Source organism: Nonomuraea sp. NPDC050451, from assembly GCF_044458585.1.
Genome location: NZ_JBITHZ010000024.1, coordinates 172,022 through 188,748, shown reverse-complemented (window position 1 = coordinate 188,748; position 16,727 = coordinate 172,022). Strand labels below are relative to the sequence as shown.

The window sequence follows — 16,727 nt, the reverse complement described above, 5'->3', positions numbered from 1 at the left end:
GTCATCGCCCCGTGCTCGGGTGTGATTGTTTCTCCCGGCGTCCGGCGTGTTTCTCCCCCGGGATGTGAATGGGTGCCGGCAGTCGGGCGCGAAAAAGGGGCCGGTCCCGGCGAAAACAGGACAGGGGCCCATCTGAACTCGGCCTGAATCGTTTCGGGCACCGGCGTGCCGAAGATCGACATAGATGACCCAGATGACACTGATGACACAGCGGTGAGGTCTCCGGTAGATGAGTCAACGACCAAGAAGACCATCGAACACGGAGACTTCGTGGATACCTTACCGGTGGCGGAGCGGGCGGATTTGACCGATAGGCAATGGGCGGTGCTGGAGCCGCTGCTGCCCGTCGGCCGCAAGCCCGGACGTCCTGTGGTGTGGACGAAGCGGCCAGCTGATTGACGGTATCCGGTGGCGAGTGCGGGTGGGTGCGCCCTGGCGGGACGTGCCGGAGCGATACGGACGCTGGCAGACCATCTATGGGCTGTTTCGGCGCTGGCAGCGCGATGGCACCTGGCGACGGATCTTGACCGCATTGCAGGCTGCGGCGGACGCGGCCGGGCTGATCGGCTGGCAGGTGAGTGTCGACTCCACCATCTGCCGGGCACATCAGCACGCCGCCGGGGCGCGCAAAAGGGGGATCTGCAGGTCGAGTCGCCGGGCGGCGTGCAGGAGGAGCCGGCCGATCATGCGCTGGGGCGCTCACGTGGTGGCCTGACCACCAAGCTGCATCTGGCCACCGAGCAGGGCCGCAGAGCACTGTCGATCGTGCTGACGGCCGGGCAGCGCGGTGACAGCCCACAGTTCACGACGGTCTTGGACGGTATCCGGGTGCCACGCCTGGGTGGTGGCCGGCCGCGTACCCGGCCCGACCGGGTGCTGGCCGATAAGGCCTACAGCTCGCGCGGCAACCGCCGCTACCTGCGTAGGCGCGGTATCAAGGCGACCATTCCGATCAAGCTGGACCAGGCCGCCGGCCGGCACAGAAAGGGGTCCAAGGGCGGTCGGCCGCCGGTATTCGATCCCGAGTCCTACAAGCTGCGCCATGCTGTGGAATGCGGCATCAACCGGCTCAAGGGGTACCGGGCGGTGGCTGCCCGTTTCGACAAGCTTGCCGTGCGCTATGAAGCCACCATCCGCATCGCCGCGATCGACACATGGCTTTGAGGCCACTTCTGAAACACGCCCTAGGGACGGTAGAACAGGCGCTCCATTAGGCGGCCTCCCCTCGAATTGCCGAGAGATCTTGTCCGTCTGCTTGGGCCTGAAGCTGGGCCGTGTGGGTTCGCCATCGTTGTCGTTCGGCCACGGTGCGCAGGAGACGGATAGCCAACGGGGGCACGTTGGCGTCTCCGGTCGGGACGGGCCGCCAGACGTAGCGGTGTGGGTCGGTGGGTTCGTCGGCCTGGCCGAGGGCTTCCAGGGCCCAGGTACGGCGGTCCTGCTTGTGTGCCTTGGATCGGCACTGGCCGGAGGTCATCCCGACTTTGGCGTTCTTGGGCTGTACGCCTTAGCGCAGCCAGTTGGGGCACGCGCGTCGCGGATGCCCACATCGACCTTGGCATCGTGAACGCTCGACGCGGCGACCTGGATGCAGCCGTTGAGCAAGGCATGACGGCATTCGACATTGACCGCCTCTCTCGCCGACCTCGTCAAGCGAGCGGGAGATCTCGACCGCGTTCTGCGGCAGCGCTACCGACGAGAAGTACTTGCCGAAGAGTTCCATGAACGGTTTGTGACTGCACGGCGAGCCCCCGCGAACCGACGCCCAGACCTACTCGACTGAGCGTCGCACGAGACTGCTTGCATGTCTGGTCTCCCTTGATGCTGGACGCTTTGCCGAATTGTTCTTGCATGGATCAAGCGGCGGTGCGGCCCCCGGCCCTCCGCCCGCCCGCCGTCCGGCGTGCGGCCTGGGGCCGGTCCCGGACGGCGGCGGGACACCGGGCCGGGCGCCGCGCGCCGGCCCCGCCGCACCAACCGGACGCCCCGATCAGGGTTGCCGCGCCGCCGCACAGATGCAGCCCTACGATCGGCACTACATGGCTGGCCACCGTACGTGCTTGGGGGCGATCGACGAGCCAGGGTGAGGAACGAACCCTGGCTCACCGGAAACGCGGACAATGCCCCGAGGAGTAATGGGCTTTGAGGTTGAGCCTCGGTGTCTACTTGCCGCTGTCGATCGCGGCGATGCCGCCGGTGTCGTTGGTTGGTTTGAGTTGGGTCGTGGACTCCTCGGACAGGTGGCGGCGCTTGCGTGGCTGCCGTTCGTTGTGCATGTCCGGTCGCTGGGTCAGCGGGGTCGCCGGTACTGCAGATATGCGATCCCGTTGCTGGAGGCGGTGCTGGAGACCAGGTCGAGTTGGTAGGACTTGGGGACGCCGTCGAACAGCCGGGTGCCCTCGCCTGCAACGTAGGGGAACATGCTCAGCTGGAGTTCGTCGATCAGGTCGAGCCGCATGAGCGACCGCCAGAGGCTGACACCGCCCCAGACCACGATGTGGCCGTCGCCGCCCAGCCTGAGCTTGTCGATCTCTTCTGTCGTGTCACCAGCGGCGATGGTGGTGTTGGCCCAGTCGGCCGTCTTCAGGGTTCGGGAGAAGACGACCTTGCGCCCGGCGTTCAGGATGTCGGCGAACGGATGGTCGGTGGAGGTTGTCATGGCCCCGGCGATGCTCTCGTAGGTGGTGCGGCCCATGAGGTGCGCGTACGCGCTCCGAAGAAAGTCGAGGTGCGCCGGGTCCTCGGGCTCACGGTTTTCGGGCAGGTCGAAGCAGAACTTCCAGAACTCGGTGCCCTCGTCGGCGAGGAGACCGTCGAGGGAGTAGTTGAACACTGTCGCTATCAGCTTCCGCATGATCAGAACTCCGTGGTCTCGGGTCGTCTGGGGACCGTGTTTGCTGGGGGAACGTGTGTCCCGGGCCCCAGCGCTCGCGCGGCCGCGGCGTCTGTGGCCTGTCGCTAATGCTTTGGACGACACTGCCGCCCAAAACTCATCGGTGCCCGGGCTATTGGCTGGTTGCGCGGTCAGGTACCGGGGTGTCTTGGAGCAGTGCGCGCGTCCGCACGGGTTGCGGTTCGGGTTTACCGCCCATCCGGGGTTCAAAGTCCCCGATCCTCCGCAGGTCGGAAGGCCCTCTCCCCAGATCTTGATCTTCGAGGGCGTCGTAGTCGCAACGCCTCGCGGGGCCGCGCTGAGTCGTGGCCTGCAGAAATGCGATGGCCAGGTTGTCTGTCCTGCGGATGATCGGGGAGCCAGGCGGGTCGGCGACGGTGGACGTGACCGATCGCCCACGCTGGTCCAGTCTGGTCGACAGAAACTCGCCTGCGTCGATATCGGCTGGTCACAAGACCCTTAGGGCTGCCTCCGGACGCCGGACGCGATCAGATTGTGCTCGCGGGAGAAGGTCGTGTGGATAGCCGTGGGACGTCGTTCGGCGCTTGGCACCTGCCAGTACGGAGCGGTCCGAATCGCGTCGGCGGCGGCCCGCAGAAGGCGACAACTCTCAGGATGAGACTGCGTAGCGGGTGGCGATCGCGGCGGCGCGGTTGTGCAGGGAGGTGCGCAACCACTGCGGGGCCAGGGCTTCCGCGTTCGTGCTGAGCTGCCACAGCGCCCATTCGGCGTGTCTCGGATCTTGGAAGGTCACCTCCAGCCGTAGCCAGCCGTCTGAGTCGGCTTCTTCGGCGAGGACGGCCAGCGCGGTGCCCAGCAGGTCCTCCCGCCGCGCCGGGTTCACCCGTACCAGCACGGTGACTTGGTCGCCGCCGGTCCGAAACTGTGTGCTGCGTTCCTGCCAGGCCCGGTCCAGATCGACCCGGTCTGGTCGCTGTGCGGGTTCGGGGAGTTCCTTGGCGGCCAGGACCCGGGACAGCCGGTAGGTGCGGTCCGCGCCAGACCTCGTGGCCAGCAAGTAGCCCTGGTCGCGGATGGTGACCAGGCCGATCGGGTCCACCGTGCGCCACTTCGGGGTCTGGTTCACAGCCGCGTAGTGGATCTGCAGCTTGTGTCCGGCGAACACCGCGCGCAGGACCTCGGCCGCTATGGCGTCAGGCACCTCCTCAGCGACCAGCCGACGCGAGAGCAGGTCGGTCTCCGGGTCGATGAGCAATCGCTCGGCCACGCCGGCCGCGGTGTCCCGATAGCTTTCGGGTAGCGCGTCAACCACCTTGAGCATCGCTGAAGCGAGTGCCGAGCCGAGGCCGAATGCCTGCGCGCCGCGCCGCGATCCGGCGATCAGCAGGGCAAGGGCCTCGTCGGGGTTCAGTCCGGTGAGCTCGGTCCGGAAACCGGGCAACAACGCGAAACCGCCGTGCCGGCCGCGTTCGGCGTAGACCGGGACACCGGCTGCGGACAGCGCCTCGATGTCGCGCAGCACGGTGCGGGTGGATACCTCCAGCTCGCGGGCCAGTGCGGCCGCGGACAGCCGACCGTGCTGGCGCAGCAGCAGCACCAGCGAGACCAACCGGTCGGCGCGCATGCGAGAACTTTATCGAAATACACGACACAGGATGTCGTGATTTGTTGGGAGGCTCCTCAACGCGACCAAAAAGATGACGGCTACCGAGCCGCTGGACGTACGTAACGTCGACGAACCGAATGGAGCTGATGTGGCAATGGAGCGAACGGCGGTCAACCCGTGGACGTGGTCGGTGGAGCTGGGGTACAACCAGGGCGAGATCGTCTCCGGGCACACCCGGACCTTGTACTGCTCCGGCCAGACCGCGATGAGCGGCGAAGGTAAGCCCCAGCATGCCGGTGACATGGCGGCGCAGTTGGCGCTGAGCCTCGACAATCTGGAGGCCGTGCTCGGCGAGGGCGGCATGTCCCTCGCGAACCTCGTCCGGCTCAACGTCTACACCACCGACGTCGATCGGCTCTTCGAGCACTACGGCGTGCTGGCGTCGCGGTTGAGCGCCGCCGGGGTGGCACCGTCCACCACGATGCTCGGGGTGACACGGCTGGCGATCCCCGACCTGATGGTCGAGCTTGAGGGGACCGCCGTCGCGTGATGTGACCTCGCCGCCTCCGGCAGGGCTGCCGGAGGCGGCACGAGTAGCAGGCAGGTGGGGTGATTTCCGGTGCTCAGAATGGTGACAATCGGCGTCTATGGCTTCGACGGCGCGTCCTTCCTGCAACGACTGCGGTACGCGGACGTTCGTCTGTTGCTTGACGTACGCCAGCGCCGCGGTGTGCGCGGACCCGAGTACGCCTGGGCGAACTCGCGCCGGCTGCAGGCGGCCCTCGCCCAGGCCGGGATCGCCTACGAGCACCACCGTGAGCTCGCCCCGACCACCGAGTTACGCCAGCTCCAGTACGCCGAGGACCACCGCCAAGGGGTCGGCAAGCGCTCGCGCCGCGAGCTCGCCGCCGAGTACACCCGCCGCTACACCACCGAGATCCTCGACCGCGCCGACCTCACGCCGATCGTGTCGGCGCTGCCGAGCAGCGGGACCGCGGCGCTGCTCTGTGTCGAGCTCGACCCTGAGGCCTGCCACCGCTCGTTGATCGCCCAGCGGCTGGCCGGGCAGCATCACATCACGATCGAGCACCTGCGCCCTACGTAGGTGTAGCGCCCTCGGTGGTGATCACTTGGATGTGTGCCCGGGCGTCGTGCACTTGGACATCCCGGCTGCCTGAGGTTTGGACGACTTCATTCTGGTGCTTGGCCGCTGGGAGATAAGGCAGAATAAAACCCTGCAGGTGCACGGTAGGTCGTTCGGCAGTCGAGGCGAAGGTCTCCGCAATGGTGGACTTTCCGGATCCTGGCGGTCCGCCGAGCAGCACGAGCCTGCCGAATTGTGAAGTGGTGGCTGCGTCTTGGTCTGGCAGTTAAGTGCTCTTCGGGGTGGGAGATATCGACGGAGCTTATCCAAAGGAGATGCCGGAAATCCAAGTGGCTGAGCAAAGAAATTCTTGTTAAGCGATCTCCGGGGTGAGCTGTGTCACTGCTGGTCGCGTGTCGACTGGAGTCGTACTTGACAGGCGCCAGGCCACCACCCCGCCGATAGGGTCGGTGATGCGATTGGCGTGGGTTGCGGTTCCGCCCATATGGCATTGCCTGGAGCAGGGTGGCTGTGAGCTGCTAACGCGGTTTGGGTTTACAGTTCCGCCACAGATGGAAGGCCTTCACTTTGATTAGGGAGAGGGCCTTTTGCTCGTCAGGGCTGTCCCCACGGCTTGAGGAGTTCTTGATCGCGTACGGCCCGGCGTCGGTATGACATTCAACAAGACCCCCTAGAACGGCTATTCCTGAGCTCCCGGCCTATTGGTGCTCGTTGCGAGAGGTATCCATGACGTCCCATACTGATGATCATGACTTTCCCGCACGATTCGCAAGCGATAAGCTCCCGATGGCGCGTGGTCCTCGCCGGCGTGGCGGTCGTCAGCGCCGTTGCGCTCACCCTCGCGGCAACCTTCGGTTTTATCGAGGGCGCGCAGGTCGGACTCGATGACAGCCTCAAGGACACCACGCTGTGGATGTTCCTTTGGGCCACGGCCACGATCGTTCCCGTTTCAGCGGCCATAGCAATCATCGGCTGCGCCGCCGCCACAAAGTGGCACCTGGGTAAGCGACTCGCCCTGCAGCTTCTGATATTCGCCGGTGCGGGGCTCATCTGGTCCACAACGACCGGTATCCTCGCCGAATTGCCCTAGCCGTGCCGAGGATTACCCCGCTGCTGGACCGGATCGGCAGGGCTGAAAGGGGTTCTCACTATGCGAGACCCGTCCCCGCCTATCACGAGGGTCGGGGATCTGTGCCCACACCTGCCGCAGGTCCGTCAGGTCTGTCGCCCCTTCGTCGAGCACGCTTTCGTCCAGGCCAACATCGTTGATCATGGTAGCGATGGCGGACAGGGCGGGCGGCACGGCAGCCTGAACGTCACGGATGTGGTGGAACGTGGTTAGCTGACCGAGGACGAGCCCGGCATGTTCGCCATGGCAGAGCCGGTTCGCCGGATAACACTGGCGCCCAGTGGGGTCTGACCGGAGCCGTCCTCAAATTCCGCGCGCGTCATCAGCAACGGTTGACCTCAACGCCTATGGACCTACCACCTCAACCGCGTTCACCACACCCGCAACCAGGACGATTCCGCCCACCGCCTGATCGCCACCGTCACCCAGCCGAAGCTTCTCAGAGGGCCGGCGAACGAGAGCTGAGACGGGCTTGCAGTACCGGTTTGACGGTAGGCCATTCGGTGGCGACCACTGCGAACATGGCCGAGTCGCGAACCTTGCCCTCCTCGCCGCGCGCCCACGACATGGACCAAGCACGCAGCACGCCCTCAAAGGGAATGCCGAGTCGCTTCAAGGCCCGGCGGCAGCGGTGGTTGCGGGCGTCGGTCTTCAGGTCGACGCGGGCGACGCCGAGCGCGTCGAACGCGTACGACAGCAGCAACAGTTTCGCCTCGGCGTTGATCCCTGTGCCCTGCGCCGAGGCGGCCAGCCAGGTGAAGCCGATCTCGATCGCCCGCAGGCCAGGCCGATCCGGCCACCTGCGAGGATCCCACAGGCCGGTGCAACCCACCGCCTTGCCGTCGGGGAGCCGAACCTGTGCGAATGGGGTCAGCCCGTCGCGGGAGAGTTGAGCCGCCAGGTAGTCCGGAATCTCGTGAGCGCGAGGCACCAGCGTGAAATCGTAGGACGACCGATCCTCCTCGACCGCCTCCGCGAGATCCGGCGCGTGCCGCATCGCCAGCGGCTCCAACCGCACCAGATCACCGGCAAGGACAGGAACATCAAGCCGTACGCTCATCAGCTCTCCCTCATCGTTCCTGGCATTGGCACCTTTCCCGCGGATTTCCCGCCGGGGAGGTTGCCGGACCGTCACAGGGCCAGGTCCCTCGGATCCTCTGGATGAACTACCGAGTCAAGAGCATGCCTGCACAGGCGGACACCGTCAATCCGCCGCAAGGGCTGAACTGGAGCTCCTTCCGGAGGAGTTGCACCCAATGCGGTTTGGGGTTCCGCCCATCCGGGGTTCGAATCCCCGATCCTCTGCGGGCCTTTGAGTCTTTGCGAGTGGTCTCGTGCGGTGAATGGGTTGGCTGACTCCTGGACCGCGGAAATGCGTGGCCCGGGTCGTCCCGGGGCGGGGGAGGGTGGCGGTTAGGGAGTTCTCGCGGAGATGTGTCTTGCCCCCTTAGGCTCCAACCGTGATCACGGTTGTTGACTACGATCCTGCATGGCCCGATCGGTTTGAGGCGCTGCGAAAGGAGTACGCCAAGGCATTGGAAGCCGCTAGTGTGCCGGTGATTTCCATCGAACATGTCGGTAGCACGTCAGTCCCCGGGCTGGCCGCCAAGCCCATCATCGACTGCGACATCGTGGTGGCCGAGCATGATGTCGAGGCTGCCACGGACGTCCTGATCGGCCTGGGTTTCTCGCCGTTGGGCGAGCTGGGAATCCCTCAGCGATGGGCGTTCAAGGAGCCCGCGCGACTCGCCGGGACCAATACCTACGTCATCGTTGACGGGGCGCTGTCGCTCCGGAACCACCTTGCGGTCAGAGACATCCTGCGCGCCGACGAGGAGCTTCGTGACCAGTACGCCGCGGTGAAGAAGCGTGTTGGCGCAACGGCCGCCGACATCGACGACTATGGCCGCGGAAAGAATGCGATGGTGCAGGCAATCCTCGCCGCGGCTGGTCTTACCGATGCGGAACGAGCATCGATAGACAGCAATCAGGTGCCGTCACACGACGAGGTTCCGAGGTGACGAACGGCCGGCGACGCGAGCCTGTGCAAGGCACGCTCCCCGACCGAGCATTTGCACCCACCTAAGCCACCCACCAGGCTGCAATACAAGGCCGTACCGAGCCAATCCCCTGCATTGACGTCAACGATCTCGAACGAGTCCGAACGTCGGTGGGTCACGGAGTGCTGATCTGCGGTTGATGTGCGCTCACCAGGCACAATCAAGTCGTGGACTGTCTGGACCCTCCCCTTCTGGAGGCTGGACTGAGCTTGGTGACTGGTGGTTGTCAGGGGCGGAGTGCTCCACGGCGGTACGGCGATGGGTGTGGCTCGTTCTCAGGGACCCGCTCGCCTGCGCGGACCCGTGACCAGGTAAGTGATCGTTGCGGCGTATCTACGGTTCGCCGTGCCCACCTGCGGAAACTCTCCGCAACATCGCTTCACTCCTGAGGCGCTTCACCTGCGGGTTCAGGACGAACAGCCCGCAGCGCTCGGGATCAGTGTTGCGGCCCCGACAAAGCCACCGTGACTGGAGCCTTCGTCCGCCTCGGCGAGGCTACCGCTCGCGAGCCTTCACCCGGATGCGCTCCGGTCTCCGGCCTCGTGGTAGCGCGCCCAGCCTTCATCGAGAAGTCGGAACCCTGCATCGATGGTTGATTCCGGACTTGCCTCGTGGGTGGCGCTGAGCTGGATCTGCAGGGCGAAACGGACGTAGAAGCGGATCTCGTCGGTCGGCTCCGTGAGCCCGAACTCCTTGGCGATCGCGGCAACCAGGGCGCCCTCATGGCGGAACCACATCTTCTCCGCGTAATCGATAAGGGCCGGTGTCTCTTCCATGAGGGTGAGGATCTGGCGTTGGGGCCCAGACCTCATCGCGGCGATCTCGGAGAGGTAGTGCGCCTTCAGTGCGTCGGAGATTGTAGTCCCCGGCGCCCGGCCGCTGACCGCGGCCACGAGGCGCTCATGCCGTTCGTCCTCGTCGCTGAAGACAAGCGCCTCCTTCTGCGTGAAATGCGTGAAGACCGTCTTGGGTGAGACGTCCGCCTTGTCGGCGATCTCGCGAACGCTGACCCCGTCGAAGCCGCGCTCGAGAAAGAGCGCCGTTGCCGCGTCCAAGATCGCCGCCCGCGTTGCTGCCTTCTTGCGTTCCCGCCGTCCCACGACCGTTCCGTCAACCATGACCAGATCCTACTAGTGCCGAACTCCAACTATATTGACGATAAAAGTAGTCTCGGTATAGTAAGTGTGCGAGTGAAGCTATTGGGTGGCTGGCATCCCCATGCTGCGTCGACTCGGCACGAACCCGTACCGACCCCGGCGCCCAGCGCCGACACCGGAAAGGACCATGACTATGGCTGGCAACATCAATCCGCTCTCGAGCCTCGAGCGAAACGAACCCGCGAACGACGCAAAGCCTGAAGCGCTCGTCGCCGACGCGCGCCAGCCTTGGCAGCGCCGAACCGCGGGAGCCTTGCTCATCGCGGGGCCGATGATCTTCTTGCTCGCCGAGTTCATCGCCGCTGCGGCATGGACGGATCCGCCCTACAGCTACACGTACCACTTCATTAGCAATCTCGGAGTCCACGGGCCCTCGACACTGTTTGGGCAGTACATGTACTCACCGCTGGCATGGGTGATGAACACCGGCTTCTTCCTGTTCGGGATCATGATTCTGGCCGGTGTGGCTGTGCTGCGCGGTCTGCTCGGTTGGCACCGCTGGGCAGCGCTTGTGCCCGCGACGCTGCTGGCCGCCGGCGGCGTCCTGCTGGGATTGTTTCCCGGATCCGGCGAGGCGATGAACGACGGTACCGGTGACTTCCATGCCTTGGGCGCCTTGGCAGGCTTCGTCGGCGCCAACGTACTGGCCATCGCGCTCGGGAGCATGCACCGACGCGTCGGGCTCTCACTGAAACTCGGGCGGACGCTGGTCACGGTTGGCGTGATCGGTCTGGTTTCGATGGTGGCCTACTTTGCCGACCTCATCTCCGGGGCCAACGTCCTCGTCGGCCTCATCGAACGCGGCGCCGTCCATCCGTTCCTGCTCGGCCTTAGCTGCGCGGGAGTTGCCATCTGGCATGGGTGTAGCTCCGTAGTGACTGGTTTGATCAAGCGCTGAGGGTGTATTCGTCCTGGTGACGGCGGTGGTGGACACGCTGGTTCTCGCGCTCGACGTGGAAGATCCAGTACTGATCGAGATCGTTGTTGGCGATCAGGGCACGGAGCTTCAAGATGGCCTCAGCCCCCGCCAGTCCCCACCGTGCTCCGGTGATGTCCAGACGGTCGCCGATCAGGTAGCGGGCACTTCCCTCCACGACGCCGGTGGCGATTGGCCAGCCCTGCTCCAACGCCTGGTCGTAGCGGAGGAACGCGCGGTGGCTGGTCAGATAGCGGGCCGCGACGGACAGAGCGTCACCTCGGTCGGTCGTGCGGGCCTTCAGATCGGCGATCACCTGGCCGAGGCGGCCGGCCAGCAGGGCGAGTGCCCAGCCGGCGACGCGTTGCTCGGCGGCCGGGTCGTCGGCGGTGTGCAGGCAGCGGGCCGCGCGCCAGAGGTATTCCAGCACGTGGATCAGGTCGCAGACGATATGGATGCGCGCGTGGCGGCGTTCGGCCTCGGCTTGCAGCAGCTGGATCTGGTGGTGATCGCCGTCGGCCAGCACCACCCAGGTGCGCGCGTGCAGGCTGTCGCGGGCCTCGGCCTGGTCGAACATCACCGCGATCACCTGCTCGGCGGAGCAGGTGACCGATGCGTAGATCCACTTGCCGGACGCACGCGGCCCGGCCCGCACCGGCCGGTCGCCGCTGCGTTCGCCGAGGCTGATCACATCGTGCGGGCGGCGGGGCGCGGGCACCGCGTCGTAGACCACCGCCAGGGTGGCCATGCGTTTGCGGTAGGGCTTCTCGCCGGAGGCCAGGCGGGTGCGGAAGCGTCCGCGGTGCCGGGCGGCGGCCTGGCGGGTGGCCGGGCGCAGCGCCTCGGGCCGCATCACGATGCCCTTGCCGTCGGTGCTGAGCACCAGCAGCTCGGTGGCGGTGCGCGGCAGCGGGACGCGGGCGGCGTAGAAGGCCTCGACATCGGCCGCGGCGGCGACGACCAGGTCCTCGATCTGCCGTTTGCCGATCACATTCCCGCACCGGTCGATGATCGCGGCATGCGCAGCGTCGAACGAGCCGCGCACCGCCTCAGCCACCGCCAGCCGCGCCAGCCCGTGGCTGTGCCGGCCCGCAGGTAAGGCCAGCACCTCATCGGCCGGATACCGGTTGCGCCGGCCAGGGACGCGCAGTGCGCAGCGGCGCACCGCCACCGTGCCCACCACCGTGGCCAGCAACCGGTGGTGCCCCTACTCCAGCCGCCCCGGCGGATGCTCGGTCGCCAGGTGGGCCTCCTCTCGCTCCGCGCGTAGATCCAGGTGATCCTGCAGCAGTTGCCGCACCAGCCGGCGGCCCCGCCCCTCGCACAGCACTTCCAGCTCGGCATGGGACAACTCGCCCGTGACCGGATCGGCCAGCTCGGTGAGCAGAAGATCGAAGAATCCCCTCGAGGTTGCAAAGCAGTCAGCTCTGACCGCGCTGTCGTACGGTGTCATCGGCTCTTCCTTGCTGGCGGGCTCGTTCGGGTCGCACCTTCGAACCTCCGGCAAGCAAGAGCCACCACCAACCACCACCACCGGCACAACACGGTGACGAGCTGGCACCGCCCGCCCCGCCTTCTTGCCCTCTACTGGGCGACCTGCCGATGGACCTGCTCGGTCAGGGCAAACAGCCCGGGCTCATCCTGGGTCAGCCAGCCTCGTTCCACCAGCCGCCGCAGCTTGCCCCGCAGACCCTCCACCGCAACGGCCGACTCACCACGCCCCAACGCTGCCGAGATCTTCCCCGCCCGCACCGCCCGCCCGGCATCGGCCAGCACCTCCAGCACATCCCGATACGCCCGCGGCAACACCGAAGGCTCCAGACCCCCGTGCCAAGGCGGCACCGTCACCACACCCCGCCGCACCACCTCGGCATCGCTGTCCTGACCCTTCTGCCGTGTTACGGCGGCAACGGCATCCCCGCCATCCGGCACGGGATCGGCGGCGAGCCGGCCCTCCCCGCCCAGGATCTCCTCCACCACCTCTTGCGCGATCAGCAGCCGTGACAGCCGGTCCTCCTCGGCCTCCAGCCGCGCCCGCACCTCGGCGAGCTGCTGGCCAAGCTCCTCGACGGGCTGCCGGGCTTCGGCCTGCCGCCGCGCCAGTTCCTCTAGCAACGACCCCATCGCCACCACCGCCTCGCACGCCTGCACCCACGGTAGAAGCCGGTAACGCGATCAAACAGCCAAGACAGCGAACGCCCAGCTCAGCAACTCACTGAAAAAGAGCTACACCCTACGGCGATGGGGTGGCCCTGAGCACGTTCTCCACGCCTCTGGGAGACTGGGTGCCTGTGACGCGCTCTGACCTGGCTCGCAGGATTCATTCCGCAGCTCATCTCACCGGCCACTTCGTGCTTCGCTCAGGACGTACCGCCACCGAGTACTTCGACAAGTACAAGTTCGAGGGCGACCCCGTTCTGCTGGATGACATCGCTCGGGCGATGACTCCCCTGGTCCCGGGGGACATCGAGGTGCTGGCCGGGCTTGAGATGGGCGGGATCCCGGTGGTCACCGCTCTCGGCCGGCACACTGGCCTGCCGTGTGCGTTCGTTCGTAAACAGGCCAAGACGTACGGGACCTGTCGTTTGGCCGAAGGTGCGGAGGTGGAGGGGCGGCGGGTTCTGGTGGTTGAGGACGTCGTCACCAGCGGTGGTCAGATCGTCCTGTCCACCGCTGAGCTGCGGAGCCTGGGGGCACAGGTCAGCGAGGCATTGTGCGTCATCGACCGCGAACAGGGAGGTGCGGAAGCGCTGGCCGCAGAAGGCATCAGCCTTTCATCGTTGTTGACCGCGACCGACCTGCGCACAGCGAACTGAGCCGCCGGGCCCACAATGTCTGCCGTGCCAGCGCACAGATGCAGCCTCTGCCGATCGCAACGACGTGGTTGTGATCTACGAGCTGCGGCCTGGACAAAGCGAGGTACGACGGCTAAGGCGTTCCGAAACGTCGCGAGCCCCCTCTCTACGATCGTCACCCGTCTGGGCAGGCAGAACAAGACTGTTTCTTTGGTCGGTGCCGTCGCCATGCTGTAACCGTGAACGCCATAAGCAGCGAGGTCTGGGATCCGTTCGGCACTTTGCACAACGCCCTGTGGATCGGAGGGGGCCAATGGGCCGGTAAATCCACGGTCGCCAGGCTGCTCGCCACCCGGTACGGGCTGACCGCCTACCACTACGACTACCACGACGCACGTGCGCACAATGACCGTCGGATAGCCCGTCGCGTACGGCTTGGCGAGCCCATCGCGGATCCTGACCCGGACGCCCTATGGGTGAACGCCAGCCCTCAAGAGATGGCCGACGAGACCCTGGCCGGCTTTCCCACGCGGTTCGAATGGGCTTTGGATGACCTGCGTGGCCTGGTTTCGGGGCGACCTGTCATTGCGGAAGGCTGGGGACTGCGTCCCGAACTGGTCGCTCCCATCATCGACTCACCCTGGCGAATGATCGTCATGGTGCCTAGCGAAGAATTCCGCCGGCGTCAGGTCCGCGAGCTGCCCCGTGCCGCCGCCGTCAATCACCGAGTCAGCGACCCTGATCGGGCACAGCGCAACCGACTCGCCCGAGACGGCCTCGTCGCCGACGAGGCCGTCCGCTCCGCTCGCCGCTTGGGCATCCGGGTTCTGGAGGTAGACGGGTCCGATGACGCGGAGGCTGTGACAGACATCGTGGCCGATCACTTCAGCTCCTATCTGCCGCTTACGGACGTCTACGGGTCTTGACCACGCGGCCCCGTCTTCCGATCGCTTTCCGGCGGAGACCGAAGGTTCAGGCCAGCCGACCGTTACGCGCCGAGTCTGTGCCGTACGTAACGGGGATCGGGGGTGTCGAACTCCATGCCGTTCTCGTCGAGGGCGTTGTAGATCGTCACCCGGCCGTTCGCGAAGATGAAACTTACGGCCACCATGCCCTGCGCCATATCCTGTCCCGCCCATTCGAGAAGTTCCACGCCTTGCAGCCGCTGCCCTTTCAACGCGGCCGACTCGCCGGGTACGTCCTCTCGCCACGCGAGCCGGAATCCCTCCCCCGCCCAGTCCAGGGGCTGAGCGAGGTCAACGGTGTTCCACGTGATCGAGAGTTCATCGAATCTGTGGTGAACGATTTCGACCTGCTCGCCCTCGAAATCCAGCAGTACCAGCCCGTCGGAGAACCATGCGTCCTCGTCGAGGTCCCACACGAGCATGACCCGGCTCAGCCCCCGGCCTTCCAGCCTGGCCAGTCTGTGACCATGAGCGGCGGCGACAGCTGAGGTGCCCCTCATCCACGTCGGCTTGTAGCCGGTTATCCCGAAGTCGAACATCTGGCAATGATGTCAAGCGCCGACGCCGAAGGGAGTATCAAAGGGCGCTCTCCGCGAATGCTCGAAATGCCTCCAGCATCTCGGCAAGATTGAGAGGGCCGCACACGCCTTTGAAATGGGTGCCATCGCTCCAGACGTGTAGCCAAGTCATTCTCGGTACGCTCCACCACCGCGTGATCCAGAACGGTCGAGAGGCGTGTCGGCGAGGTCGATCTTCAGGCGCCATCCTGGGTTGTCGAGGGTGCTGATTGTCCCGCCGTACGTGTGCTCCCAGCCGTCGTCGCAGCAGGAGGAGCACCAGGACTGAAGGAAGGCGAGGGCACTCATGATCATGTACTGATTCTGCGGTGTTCAGGAAGGGCGGGGCCAGTACGCCGTCATGGGACCGATGGCGTGACCGTGCCTGTGGCGGTCTCGGTGATGCCGATGCCGGAGACCGTGGCGACATTGTGCGCGGGTTTCCTGAGATCTACGGCGGGCGTCGTCCGGTCCCGACGACCGGACGTCTATGAATTGTCGGCCGGGCAGAGCGTCATCTCGTTGCTGCTCTGACCTCCTCTCGTATTGCACGCCGCCGAAGGGTTGGCGGCGCAATTTCGGATGCCTTCCGTCCGACCGACAACTCGGTACGCCGCCTCAGGCACATCGCGACTCACGCGTTCCTTGGCGGTGCTGAGGCCGGCGCCGTTCACGAGGGGGGCTGCAGATCGTGGCCTGCCACGAACCTCGGTGGGGCCGGCGGGCACGGTGGTCCTCTCGCGCAGCGGTGGTGTCCCGAAGCGGCGGCGGTGGCCTATCAGGACATTCCCGCCTTGATCGTCTGGCATCTCCGAAGGCCCTGACTCACCAGCTCAGCGCCTTCGGCCGGCCGGTCGTGGCGGGCAGCCGGTCACGGAGCAACTGGGTGCCCAGTGGGACGAGGGCCACGCAGAGCAGGCCGGTGACCAGCACGTCGGGGATGGAGGCGCCCTTCAGCACGCCCATCCAGGTGCCTCCCGCGAACAGCAGCATCAAGGCGCGGGCGGTGCCGAAGAGGCCCGAGCGCCAGGCGGCGATGGCCAGGAGGAGCGAGCCCGCGTACTGGCCGACCGAGGCCCAGACCGGTACCCGCCACGGTCCGTAGGAGATGTCGACGTACTCCTTCATGATCGCGCTCGTCGCCTGGTCCAGCCCGATGACGTCGGTGAGCTGGAAGGCGGTCTGGTCGGCGCCGGCGAAGTACAGGCGGGCGAAGAGGCCGATGACCAGCAGCGTGGCGCCCCAGTAGGCGAGCTGGCCGCCCACCTGCTGGGCCAGGGCGACGAAGGCGGGGAAGAGCAGCAGCGCCCCCAGGGCGAAGACCGCGTAGGAGAGGGTGAGCAGGGCGGGTGCCGACGTGTAGGCGAGGAGCTGGCCGTAGGCGGCGAAGGGCTGTGCCTCGGCCCAGGCCTGCTGCTGAGGGGTGAGGGCGGTGACCGTGCTCAGGTAACGCAGCAGGTATCCGGCGCACATGATCACCGGCCCCATGATGAGCGTCACGCCGCCGATCCATCGTCCGGGGAAGGGGGTATTCATAGGGGCGAGCCTGGCGCCGGTGAGGTGGGCGAGTCATCGGCCGATGG

Annotated in this window: 19 protein-coding genes, 1 pseudogene and 1 riboswitch; of the genes and pseudogenes, 10 read left to right on the top strand and 10 right to left on the bottom strand. The window is 66.1% G+C overall.

What is annotated here, in order from left to right:
* Positions 1-165: 165 nt before the first annotated feature.
* From ACIBI9_RS46080 to ACIBI9_RS46070, 3 genes are read left to right on the top strand one after another with little or no spacing between them, the layout of a single operon-like run.
* Positions 166-399: a transposase gene (locus ACIBI9_RS46080; RefSeq protein WP_397232548.1), complete on the top strand. Its 234-nt coding sequence runs from the start codon at positions 166-168 to the stop codon at positions 397-399.
* Between the two features lie 16 nt (positions 400-415).
* Positions 416-715 carry a transposase gene (locus ACIBI9_RS46075; RefSeq protein ID WP_397232546.1) on the top strand — a complete coding sequence of 100 codons (300 nt, stop codon included), beginning with the start codon at positions 416-418 and terminating at the stop codon, positions 713-715.
* Entirely contained in the window at positions 664-1,164 is a 501-nt protein-coding gene (locus ACIBI9_RS46070; protein WP_397232544.1) for an IS5 family transposase, read from the top strand. The genes ACIBI9_RS46075 and ACIBI9_RS46070 overlap by 52 nt, the downstream gene beginning before the upstream one ends.
* A 1,126-nt stretch (positions 1,165-2,290) precedes the next feature.
* On the opposite strand, the gene ACIBI9_RS46065 is transcribed toward ACIBI9_RS46070, so the two are convergent.
* On the bottom strand, positions 2,291-2,854 hold the full coding sequence (locus tag ACIBI9_RS46065) for a dihydrofolate reductase family protein (protein WP_397232542.1): 564 nt from the start codon (positions 2,852-2,854) through the stop codon (positions 2,291-2,293).
* A gap of 649 nt (positions 2,855-3,503) precedes the next feature.
* Positions 3,504-4,478: a helix-turn-helix transcriptional regulator gene (locus tag ACIBI9_RS46060; RefSeq protein WP_397232540.1), complete on the bottom strand. Its 975-nt coding sequence runs from the start codon at positions 4,476-4,478 to the stop codon at positions 3,504-3,506.
* A gap of 136 nt (positions 4,479-4,614) precedes the next feature.
* Here ACIBI9_RS46060 and ACIBI9_RS46055 point away from each other — a divergent pair, with 136 nt between their 5' ends.
* Positions 4,615-5,010, top strand: coding sequence for a RidA family protein (locus ACIBI9_RS46055; RefSeq protein ID WP_397232556.1), 396 nt, complete (start codon positions 4,615-4,617; stop codon positions 5,008-5,010).
* A 78-nt stretch (positions 5,011-5,088) separates the two neighbouring features.
* Positions 5,089-5,565 (top strand): DUF488 family protein, encoded by a 477-nt coding sequence (locus ACIBI9_RS46050; RefSeq protein ID WP_397232538.1) that lies wholly within the window; start codon positions 5,089-5,091, stop codon positions 5,563-5,565.
* Here the strand turns inward: ACIBI9_RS46050 and ACIBI9_RS46045 are convergent.
* Positions 5,558-5,785 carry an AAA family ATPase gene (locus ACIBI9_RS46045; RefSeq protein ID WP_397232536.1) on the bottom strand — a complete coding sequence of 76 codons (228 nt, stop codon included), beginning with the start codon at positions 5,783-5,785 and terminating at the stop codon, positions 5,558-5,560. The two genes, ACIBI9_RS46050 and ACIBI9_RS46045, sit on opposite strands and share 8 nt — an antisense overlap.
* Positions 5,786-6,313: 528 nt before the next feature.
* On the opposite strand from ACIBI9_RS46045, the gene ACIBI9_RS46040 reads away from it, so the two are divergent.
* The gene (locus tag ACIBI9_RS46040; RefSeq protein WP_397232533.1) at positions 6,314-6,655 is read left to right on the top strand and encodes a hypothetical protein; all 342 of its coding nucleotides are present in this window, start codon (positions 6,314-6,316) and stop codon (positions 6,653-6,655) included.
* Positions 6,656-7,133: 478 nt separating this feature from the next.
* Here the strand turns inward: ACIBI9_RS46040 and ACIBI9_RS46035 are convergent, their stop codons facing one another.
* The gene (locus tag ACIBI9_RS46035; RefSeq protein WP_397232531.1) at positions 7,134-7,754 is read right to left on the bottom strand and encodes a GNAT family N-acetyltransferase; all 621 of its coding nucleotides are present in this window, start codon (positions 7,752-7,754) and stop codon (positions 7,134-7,136) included.
* Positions 7,755-7,761: 7 nt separating this feature from the next.
* Positions 7,762-7,862: riboswitch (SAM riboswitch) on the bottom strand.
* Between the two features lie 292 nt (positions 7,863-8,154).
* On the opposite strand from ACIBI9_RS46035, the gene ACIBI9_RS46030 reads away from it, so the two are divergent.
* On the top strand, positions 8,155-8,715 hold the full coding sequence (locus ACIBI9_RS46030) for a GrpB family protein (protein WP_397232528.1): 561 nt from the start codon (positions 8,155-8,157) through the stop codon (positions 8,713-8,715).
* A 551-nt stretch (positions 8,716-9,266) separates the two neighbouring features.
* Here the strand turns inward: ACIBI9_RS46030 and ACIBI9_RS46025 are convergent.
* Positions 9,267-9,872, bottom strand: a complete 606-nt coding sequence (locus tag ACIBI9_RS46025; RefSeq protein ID WP_397232526.1) for a TetR/AcrR family transcriptional regulator — start codon at positions 9,870-9,872, stop codon at positions 9,267-9,269.
* Between the two features lie 172 nt (positions 9,873-10,044).
* Here ACIBI9_RS46025 and ACIBI9_RS46020 point away from each other — a divergent pair, with 172 nt between their 5' ends.
* Complete coding sequence (locus ACIBI9_RS46020) at positions 10,045-10,809, top strand: DUF998 domain-containing protein (RefSeq protein ID WP_397232524.1); 765 nt, start codon at positions 10,045-10,047, stop codon at positions 10,807-10,809.
* Here the strand turns inward: ACIBI9_RS46020 and ACIBI9_RS46015 are convergent.
* Positions 10,799-12,280: pseudogene (locus ACIBI9_RS46015) on the bottom strand (ISKra4 family transposase). The gene ACIBI9_RS46020 and the pseudogene ACIBI9_RS46015 overlap by 11 nt on opposite strands.
* Before the next feature lie 131 nt (positions 12,281-12,411).
* Positions 12,412-12,978: a hypothetical protein gene (locus tag ACIBI9_RS46010; RefSeq protein WP_397232522.1), complete on the bottom strand. Its 567-nt coding sequence runs from the start codon at positions 12,976-12,978 to the stop codon at positions 12,412-12,414.
* Positions 12,979-13,118: 140 nt separating this feature from the next.
* On the opposite strand from ACIBI9_RS46010, the gene pyrE reads away from it, so the two are divergent.
* Both pyrE and ACIBI9_RS46000 read left to right on the top strand, forming a co-directional pair.
* The gene (pyrE, locus tag ACIBI9_RS46005) at positions 13,119-13,643 is read left to right on the top strand and encodes an orotate phosphoribosyltransferase (protein ID WP_397232520.1); all 525 of its coding nucleotides are present in this window, start codon (positions 13,119-13,121) and stop codon (positions 13,641-13,643) included.
* 218 nt (positions 13,644-13,861) lie between these two features.
* The gene (locus ACIBI9_RS46000) at positions 13,862-14,548 is read left to right on the top strand and encodes a hypothetical protein (RefSeq protein ID WP_397232518.1); all 687 of its coding nucleotides are present in this window, start codon (positions 13,862-13,864) and stop codon (positions 14,546-14,548) included.
* 62 nt (positions 14,549-14,610) lie between these two features.
* On the opposite strand, the gene ACIBI9_RS45995 is transcribed toward ACIBI9_RS46000, so the two are convergent.
* The 3 genes from ACIBI9_RS45995 to ACIBI9_RS45985 all read right to left on the bottom strand — a co-directional run bounded on the left by ACIBI9_RS45995 (position 14,611) and on the right by ACIBI9_RS45985 (position 16,680).
* Entirely contained in the window at positions 14,611-15,126 is a 516-nt protein-coding gene (locus ACIBI9_RS45995; protein WP_397232516.1) for a hypothetical protein, read from the bottom strand.
* Positions 15,127-15,273: 147 nt separating this feature from the next.
* A complete protein-coding gene (locus ACIBI9_RS45990; RefSeq protein WP_397232554.1) occupies positions 15,274-15,453 on the bottom strand; it encodes an Imm53 family immunity protein in 180 nt (59 codons plus the stop codon).
* A gap of 516 nt (positions 15,454-15,969) precedes the next feature.
* Complete coding sequence (locus ACIBI9_RS45985; protein WP_397232514.1) at positions 15,970-16,680, bottom strand: hypothetical protein; 711 nt, start codon at positions 16,678-16,680, stop codon at positions 15,970-15,972.
* Between the last annotated feature and the right edge of the window lie 47 nt (positions 16,681-16,727).